This is a genomic window from Alcanivorax sp. (genome assembly GCF_051117345.1).
In the GTDB taxonomy this organism is placed as follows: domain Bacteria; phylum Pseudomonadota; class Gammaproteobacteria; order Pseudomonadales; family Alcanivoracaceae; genus Alcanivorax.
On record NZ_JBNPEC010000187.1, the window covers coordinates 1 to 7,903 of the forward strand.

Here is a 7,903-nt window from a genome sequence, read left to right on the forward strand (position 1 = left end):
TGCGCATGCCTGGTTGGATGCGGATCATCGGATGGTGTATCGGGTGTTGCGGGTGGTGGCGGCCTGGCGTTGGGTGGTGCGCCGCCAGTTTCGCCAGCGGATACGTCAGGCGGAGCCCCATCCGCTGTGGGTCGGCAAGGTCGCTGAGGGCGACCCCAAGCATCTCACCGACACCGAGCGGGAAGCCGATGCGATTGCCTCGGACTCAGCCACTTAACGGATGCGCGTGGATAAAAAAAGTGCCGGAATATCCGGCCCTTTTTTGTTGGGAAGACGCTCGGGTCAGGAGCGGTAGGTCGCCTGCAGGCTCAGGCCATGGGCGCTGTTTTCGAACTCCGCGCGGTAGCTGGACTGATCCACTTTGCCCTTCTTCTCTTGTAGATAGGCGTAGGCCGCATCGATGGTCAGGTAGGCGGTGGGGCTCCAGCCGGCGCCCAGGGTGAAGATGTCGCGGTCGCTGACCGGAATCCGCACGGTGCGGTGGGCATCGTTGGTGGGCGAGTTGTCCCGGGCGTAGCCAGCACGCACCACCCATTGCGGGTTCAGCTGGTAGGCGCCGCCGAAGGCAACGGCCCAGGTGTCTTCCCATTTCAGCTCTTCGGAAATGGTGGCGAAACTGCCCGCGTAGGCCGGGTGTACGCCGCTGTTGTTCACTTCAATGCCTCTCAGGCGGCTCCAGCGGGTCCAGGTGGTCCCTAGGTTCAGGGTCAGTTTATCGGTGGCCTGGAAGCTGACGGAGGTATCCACGGATTCCGGCATGGTGATGTCCAGCTCCGCATCGTAGCTGCCATTCAGGCCGGGCAGGCCGGTGGGGATCATCGGGTTGGGCGGAATCGGGCCCAGCATGCCGTTGGCGCCACTGACCTTGGTGTGACCTTCCAGGGTGTAATCGGTCTTGGAGTGATAGGTCAGGCCCCAGTCCAGCCGGTCGTTCACTGCTACCAGCAGGCCCAGGGTATAGCCCACAGCCAGATCGTCGCCTTCGATATCCACCTCGGCGTCGCCGCTGCCGGGGATCGGGCCGGGCACGGCAGCGTTGGGCACATTGCTGCTCAGGGCGCCGTCGATGCGGTTGAAGGTGGGGCCAAAGCCTACGGATACCTTGTCGGTGAAGGCGTAGCTCAGGGTGGGCTGGATGGTTACCACCTGCACTTCGCTTTTCAGGCCGTTGTAGCGGCCTTGCCAGCCATCCTCGTAATCACTGATAACGCCAAAAGGCGCGTACACGCCGATGCCGGCATGCCAATTGTTGTTGAGCGGGGTGACGTAGTAGCCGAACGGAATGGTGGTGAAGGGCACCATGTCACCGTCGTTGCTGCCGCCCTGGCCCAGTTTCCCCTGGGGGTCGCGGATGTCGGTGCTGGCGTCGATAAAGGCCAGCCCGCCGCTGATCTCGGCGCGCTTCAGACGGCTCATGCCGGCCGGGTTGCCATACAGGGTGCTGGCGTTGGCGGCGCTGGAGGCGCGGCCGGCGTAGGCGGAGCCGGCGCTGCTGGCGCTTTGTTCGTTGAGGGCCAGGCCATTGGCCAGGGCCTGGCTGGACGCGGCGGCAATGGCTGCTGCCAGCAGGGCGTTGTGCGAATACTTCATGATAGCTTTCCCGAGTTGTTTTTTGCGCGCACAAGTTAACATTCGGACACAAATTATTACAGGTTGTATATCGCCAACATCGGCGAAAAAACGGGATAAAAGCGACATCATTCGGGAAACATGGTGTTTATTGTTGTGAAGGTGATTCGGTAATGAGTTACGTGTTTACCTTCTGCTCGATTGTCTCTGACGGCCAGGCCAGCAGGCTTTGGCATTGATAAAGTGGTCGTGAGGGTGCTGGTGTTGAGGGACTCAGGTAGGGGAGGGTTGCGGCCCTTAATTCCGTTGTTGGGCCGCTATCCCGTTTAGTCAGGCAGCAGAGCAACTCTCAGGGAGGTGCTGTTGGGGTCAGGCGTTTGTCGGTCAATCCTGAGTCTTACTACCAAGAGGGGCTACCGGTGAGCGAGAGAAGATGCCGACAATCGGTGTCCCTTGTTGCTGGAGGATGGGCTCAATGTCGCGGTGCAGGGCGTGGTATTGGTAGAAAGGCACGCGCGGGAAAAGGTGGTGGATGGAATGCAGGTTCTGTCCAAGCCAGAACCATTCCAGCGGCTTCATCCAGAAAGGCATGATCAGGCTATTCGTGTTGCGATAGCGTTCCGTATTCTTGTAGGGGTGATGGGGACGATAGGCAAACCAGTAAGCAGTGAAATATCCGCCAGCGAAATGCCCCAGAATCACCACAAGTAGTGCGCCTGGTTGATCAACCAGGATCAGAAATGCCGCACGCCAGCCAATGGAAACGACAAGCTCTGCGCAATAAATAGCTCGCTCCCGGGTCGACGCGGAGGCCCATCCGTGTTTAAGGAAAAAGCTGTTCTGCGTCCATAGGAACCTGAAGCCGCTTACTAAAAAAGAAAACGGCCCTTTGCTCATTGCACTGACAATGAAATCCGGGTCCTTGTCGGGCTGGTTGGTATAGCGGTGGTGAGTGAAATGCTCAATACGGTGTGAAGCGTAGGGAACAGCAATAATAGGCGCTACCAGATAGCCGCACAGATCATTGATCCATTTAAGCTTGTCATTCTGGCCGTGAATATTGCCGTGTGCTGCCTCATGAAGCGGGGTGTAGGACATATAGGTAAGCACCGCGTAGGCAAGAAAGGCCGCCAGCGGCGATAACGCGCCGGCGGCAAACAGTGCCAGGCAACCCACGAAGGCGCTTACTACCGCCACAGTCAGGGCAATTGTGGGCCATGCTACTTTGCCCATATAGTGTTTGGCGCAAGTGATTGCCTGTTTGTTCAGTGCTGCCTTGTCCATCGTTGCGTTGCCTCTGGGTAATATCCAGTAAGGAAAGTACGCTTTGCGGGTAAGGCGCTGAATAGCCGCAGTGGCCATTCACGGTGAATCAGTGGCCATTATCGTTTTTTATCAATCATTACGCTGTCTGTGATATGCAATGAATAACAATGAAGAGCAGCTTCATCCTGTGGTGGTCAGCCAGGTCATGATCAATTTTTCACAGCGTCATGGCGTAGATAAAAACGCTTGTCTTCTGGGTACGGGGATATCCGAAAAAGCGCTGTCCGGAGGTGAGGGGTTTGTCACGCGCGATCAGGAAATGCGCCTGATCGAAAACATTATGCTGGCGCTTCCCGATGGGGCTAATTTAGGGTTCGAGCTGGGGTTGCAATATAGCCTGGCCACGTTTGGTGTCTGGGGCTTTGCAATGAGAACCAGCAAGACGCTCGGTGATGCGGTGCGCATGGGACTGCGTTATTTGCCGCTTAGTACGGCCTACTGTGGTTTTTCCCTGATTGATGAGGGAGAGGACTTTGGTGTCAGCCTCGATCCCGACCAGATAGCACCTCATCTTCGCCAGTTTCTTCTCGAGCGGGATATGGCAACGACCATTAACCTGGTCAAGGAATTGTCATTTTCCAGTGTCGGCTTCAAGAAAATAGCATTTGCCACGCGGCCCGGCGTGAGCGCGGATTATATCGAAACGGTGTGTGGCATCAGGCCGGTCTTCAACGGCAAAAGAAACAGTATTACGGTAAGCCGTGATGAAGCCGAACGGCCATTTTCCAGCTATGACCCGGAGCTGGTTCGCTTGCTGGAAGAGCAATGCCGTGTGCGCATGCAGAGAATCGATGCATCCGGTCTGGGCGGCAGAGTGCGTCAGAAGCTGCTGGGTGACATGGGGCTGGGCGCCAGTCTGAATGATATGGCCGGTGAGCTGGCGCTTTCTCCGCGAAGCCTGCGTCGGAAGCTGGAGCAGGAGGGAACCAGTTACCGGGAAATTGTTGAAGAAGAGCGCCAGCAGCTTGCGCTTCAGTTCCTGGAAAATACGGAAATGAAAATTGATGAGCTGGCCATCCATCTTGGCTATACCGATGCGGGCGGGTTTGTCCGTGCCTTTCGTCGCTGGAAGAACTGCTCCCCGGGGGAATACCGAAAGGCCAGGTAGCGGGAAAAGGTGGTGGGCGCCGTCAGCATGGCGGGCGTCGGTGCGCAGCAGGCGCCTCAAGGCCATAAACGAAAAGGGCCACCCCGAGGGGGTGGCCCTTTTCTGTTTGGCTATTTGGCACGCCCGAGAGGATTCGAACCTCTGACCTTTGCCTCCGGAGGGCAACGCTCTATCCAGCTGAGCTACGGGCGCAAAACTTGTTGCAGACGGCCGAATGATGTCGGTCAGTTCCGGCAGTCTGCGGATGAAGAACTTGGGGTTCAACGGGCGCGAATGATAGCCGGTTGTGGCGTTGGCGTCCATGGATGGGATGCATTGTGGGCGCAGATGCTTATAATCTGCCCGCTTACGCGGCAGTCTGCCTCTTTCGGGTTTCCGGCAGTGCTGTCTTTCCTTACGAGCCCGTGTCTGTGACCAGACAAGCGTATCGGAGGAAGCAGGATGAACCTGTACTGGATTGTGCTATTACTGGCAGTGATCGTGGAAATCGCCTGGGCCATGAGCCTCAAGTGGATTCAGGTGCAGCCAGGGGTGGCGTCCATCGGCACGGCGCTGGTGCTCACCGCGCTGAACATGCTGATGCTGTCCTATGCCATGAAAGGGATTCCGGTGGGTACCGCCTATGCGGTCTGGACCGGCCTGGGGGCTGTGGGTATTACTGTGTTGGGCATTCTGTTCTTCAAGGATCCGGCCAGCCTGTCTCGGTTGGCCTTCATGGGGTTGGTGGTGGTCGGCATTATCGGCCTCAAGCTGACCGCATCGCCGGCTTGATGATGAGTTTGGGCTCGCACGCGGGTGCCGTCCATTTTACAATCTTTTCCCATGAATCCCCCGATAAATCGGTACCCTCTGCGGACAGATGTTGGCCGCCAACTGTATGGAGAAAACTGTGCGCATTGCTTATCTGGAAGATGACATGGCTCAGGCTGAGCTTGTCACTCACTGGCTTAAGGAAGCGGGCCATAACTGTATTCACCTGGCCAGCGGGCGCGAGTTCATGTCCCTGCTGCGGCGCGACACCTTCGACATTCTGGTACTCGATTGGGAAGTGCCGGATATGAATGGCTACGCCGTGCTGGAGGAAGTTCGGGCCAGCGGCAACCGCACCCCGGTGCTGTTTGCCACCCAGCGGGACGATGAGTCCTCCATTGTGGGCGCACTCACCCAGGGCGCGGACGATTATATGGTCAAGCCTACCAAGCAAGCGGAATTGCTGGCCCGGATAGCCGCGTTAGGGCGCCGGGCGGGGGTATCGGATATGGATGATGAAACGGCTCTGACGGTGGGGCCCTGGACGGTGGACCGGTCGCGGCGGCAGATTCTGCTGGCAGACGAGCCGGTGAAACTGACCGACAAGGATTATGAGCTTGCCAGCTATCTGTTCCAGAATGTGGGCAAGCTGATGAGTCGGGCCCACCTGCTGGAAAAGGTCTGGGGTATCATGACTCCGATCGAATCTCGTACTGTGGATGTGCATATCAGCCGCATCCGTCGCAGCCTGCAGATACGCCCGGAGCAGGGTTACCGCATCAAGACGGTTTACCAGCATGGTTACCGTCTGGAGCCGATTGAGGAATAGCTATGAGGGTCTGGTTGTGTGCAGCCCTGCTGCTGGGACTGACGACTGCCGCAGCAGCATCCGACGACTGGCATTATACCTTGCGTCCCGGGGATACCCTGTGGAAGGTCTGCCAGCAGTTTGCCCAGGAGCCGGCGGCATGCTGGCGGGATCTGGCCAGCCATAATTCTCTGAAAAATCCTCATAGCATCAGTCCCGGACAAAGCCTGCTGGTGCCAATCTCCTGGTTGAAGGAAAAGCCGATTCCTGCGCGAATAATGGCGGTGACCGGCGAGGTGATGCTGTACCCCGCCGGTGGAGGCGAGGCCCGCCGGGTGCGGAGTGGCGAGACGGTGGCTTTTGGCGATGCGCTGGAAACCGCTGCCGGGGCCAGTGCCCGGTTACAGTTTGCCGACCAGTCTGAGGTGGTGATCAAGCCCTCCAGCCTGCTGGTGGTAAATCGCTATCGACGCTTTCTGGATCAACAGGGCGAGCAGACCGAACTGCGTCTGCAGCGCGGTAATATTCGCAACACGGTCACCCCGGCCAGTAACGACGATCGTACCTTCAAGGTCTTCACCCCGGGCGCGGTGGCGGCGGTGCGTGGTACCGAGTACTACGTCAGCGTGGACGCCGGCGAAACCACGCGCAACGAAGTGGTGGAGGGTCGGGTGGATGTCAGTGCCCGGGGAACCCGCCGTGATGTGCAAGCCGGTTTCGCCACTCTGGCCCGGCTCGACCAGCCGCCCATCGAGCCGGTACCTCTGTTGCCTGCCCCAGCGGTGGAGCTGACAGTGACCCATGAGGATGTGACGGCGGCGTGGCCCACTCAGGCGAGTGCGGCCAGTTACTGGCTGGAGTGGTATCGCCAGCAGGATCAGTTGTTGTTGGGCCAGGCGTCCTTGCAGGCCGGTCACTGGCAACAGGATCTGCCGGTAGGCGAGTACCGTCTGCTGGTGCGTGCGGTGGATGAAAACGGCCTGCGTGGCCACGAAAGCTGGACCAATTTCTCCATTGAGCCCGCGCCGCCGGTGGAGCCGGAAAAAGAGTCAAAATGGGACCTGTGGGTCTTTCTGGGCGGGGCCGCGTTGTTGCTGGCGCTGTAACGGATGCGGTCGCGCCTGAATGCCTATCAGCGTCGCTATCTGGCTGAACACATTTCTGTGCTGTTTCTGGTGGTCGGCCTCTGCGCCCTGCTGAGTATCAGCGGGGCCTTGTCCTTCATCGACCGCTACATCTACGACAACCTTCTCAAAACTCTCCCGGACGACCCGTCCCCGGATCTGGTCATCGTCGGTATTGACGAATACAGCCTGCGGGAAATCGGCCGCTGGCCCTGGGATCGCAAGGTCCATGCCCAGCTGATCAACCGTCTCACCGAGATGGGAGCACGGGCGATACTGGTGGACCTGATCCTGTCCGAGCCGGACCGCAACAACCCGGATTCCGATCTGGCCCTGGTGCAGGCCATGGCGGCCAATGGCCATGTCTACCTGCCGGTGCACGTGGAGCAACTGCGCGCCGGTGGCCAGCTCATCGAAGTCTTGCCTTACGCACCGTTCGCTCGTGCCGCAGCCGGGTTAGGGCACGTGGACCTGGAGCTGGACAGCGATGGTGTGGCTCGTTCCGTTTACATGCGCTCGGGTATCGGTCAGGCCTGGTGGCCGCATATCACCCAGACCCTGCTGATCCAGGAGGGAATGCTCCCGGAGAATACCTTCCCGGCCAACAAGGGCGAGGAGTTTTCCGGGCTGGCCAATGTGCGTCGCTACCACCGTTATGTGCCCTTTGTCAGCGGCCCCAACAGCTACCCGCAGGTGTCCGCAGTGGAGTTGCTGAATAACCTGATTCCGGAACAGCTGGTCCGCGACAAGATCGTGCTGATTGGTGCCACCGCTGCCGGCCTGGGTGACATGTTGCCCACGCCCATGGCCAACCAGGGTGAGTTGATGGCCGGGGTGGAGGTCAACGCCAATCTGCTGGATGCCCTGCGCTCGGATCGGCTGATCCGGGAGCTGCCCATGAGCAGTGTGCTGGTGCTGGGGTCCGTGCTGGCGCTGTTGGCGCCGCTATTACTGCCCTATGTGCTGCCGCGCTGGAGTATTCCGCTGGTGGCCGGGGTGATTCTGCTCTGTCTGCTGACAAGCATGGTGGTGTTGATCGTGTTGCGGCTGTGGTTCCCGCCATCCGGGGCCATGGCGGCGGCATTGATGGGCTATCCGCTGTGGACCTGGCGGCGCCTGGAATATTCCCTGTCCTATATGCGTCATGCCCTGGTGCGGTTGTCCGAATACAGCGATTTGAAGCAGCGTCTGACCCGGCCTTCCACCCTGGGGCAGATG

At 59.2% G+C, this 7,903-nt stretch carries 7 protein-coding genes, 1 tRNA gene and 1 pseudogene; 6 read left to right on the plus strand and 3 right to left on the minus strand.

What is annotated here, in order from left to right:
* Positions 1-217 (plus strand): annotated as a pseudogene (locus tag ACFE0K_RS11920) (hypothetical protein); the annotation flags it as partial.
* Between the two features lie 65 nt (positions 218-282).
* Here ACFE0K_RS11920 and ACFE0K_RS11925 read toward each other — a convergent pair.
* Together ACFE0K_RS11925 and ACFE0K_RS11930 are read right to left on the minus strand one after the other, a co-directional pair.
* Positions 283-1,590 carry an OmpP1/FadL family transporter gene (locus ACFE0K_RS11925; protein ID WP_434536273.1) on the minus strand — a complete coding sequence of 436 codons (1,308 nt, stop codon included), beginning with the start codon at positions 1,588-1,590 and terminating at the stop codon, positions 283-285.
* Positions 1,591-1,953: 363 nt separating this feature from the next.
* Positions 1,954-2,853 carry a fatty acid desaturase family protein gene (locus ACFE0K_RS11930; RefSeq protein WP_434536274.1) on the minus strand — a complete coding sequence of 300 codons (900 nt, stop codon included), beginning with the start codon at positions 2,851-2,853 and terminating at the stop codon, positions 1,954-1,956.
* 139 nt (positions 2,854-2,992) lie between these two features.
* Between ACFE0K_RS11930 and ACFE0K_RS11935 the strand changes: the two genes are divergently transcribed.
* Complete coding sequence (locus tag ACFE0K_RS11935) at positions 2,993-4,003, plus strand: AraC family transcriptional regulator (RefSeq protein ID WP_434536275.1); 1,011 nt, start codon at positions 2,993-2,995, stop codon at positions 4,001-4,003.
* A 115-nt stretch (positions 4,004-4,118) separates the two neighbouring features.
* On the opposite strand, the gene ACFE0K_RS11940 is transcribed toward ACFE0K_RS11935, so the two are convergent.
* Positions 4,119-4,195 (minus strand) — tRNA-Arg (locus tag ACFE0K_RS11940).
* Between the two features lie 249 nt (positions 4,196-4,444).
* Here ACFE0K_RS11940 and ACFE0K_RS11945 point away from each other — a divergent pair.
* The 4 genes from ACFE0K_RS11945 to ACFE0K_RS11960 all read left to right on the plus strand — a co-directional run.
* A complete protein-coding gene (locus tag ACFE0K_RS11945) occupies positions 4,445-4,774 on the plus strand; it encodes a DMT family transporter (RefSeq protein WP_272962223.1) in 330 nt (109 codons plus the stop codon).
* A gap of 118 nt (positions 4,775-4,892) precedes the next feature.
* On the plus strand, positions 4,893-5,582 hold the full coding sequence (locus ACFE0K_RS11950; protein WP_290536655.1) for a response regulator transcription factor: 690 nt from the start codon (positions 4,893-4,895) through the stop codon (positions 5,580-5,582).
* A gap of 2 nt (positions 5,583-5,584) precedes the next feature.
* A complete protein-coding gene (locus ACFE0K_RS11955) occupies positions 5,585-6,667 on the plus strand; it encodes a FecR domain-containing protein (protein WP_434536276.1) in 1,083 nt (360 codons plus the stop codon).
* 3 nt (positions 6,668-6,670) lie between these two features.
* Positions 6,671-7,903 (plus strand): CHASE2 domain-containing protein (locus ACFE0K_RS11960; RefSeq protein WP_434536277.1); only part of this gene is annotated, 1,233 nt, incomplete at its 3' end.

What these genes read in the sequence shown, in the direction of transcription:
- ACFE0K_RS11925 (WP_434536273.1), bottom strand. Translation starts at nt 1,590, where the DNA reads ATGAAGTATTCGCACAACGCCCTGCTGGCAGCAGCCATTGCCGCCGCG.
- ACFE0K_RS11930 (WP_434536274.1), bottom strand. Translation starts at nt 2,853, where the DNA reads ATGGACAAGGCAGCACTGAACAAACAGGCAATCACTTGCGCCAAACAC.
- ACFE0K_RS11935 (WP_434536275.1), top strand. Translation starts at nt 2,993, where the DNA reads ATGAATAACAATGAAGAGCAGCTTCATCCTGTGGTGGTCAGCCAGGTC.
- ACFE0K_RS11945 (WP_272962223.1), top strand. Translation starts at nt 4,445, where the DNA reads ATGAACCTGTACTGGATTGTGCTATTACTGGCAGTGATCGTGGAAATC.
- ACFE0K_RS11955 (WP_434536276.1), top strand. Translation starts at nt 5,585, where the DNA reads ATGAGGGTCTGGTTGTGTGCAGCCCTGCTGCTGGGACTGACGACTGCC.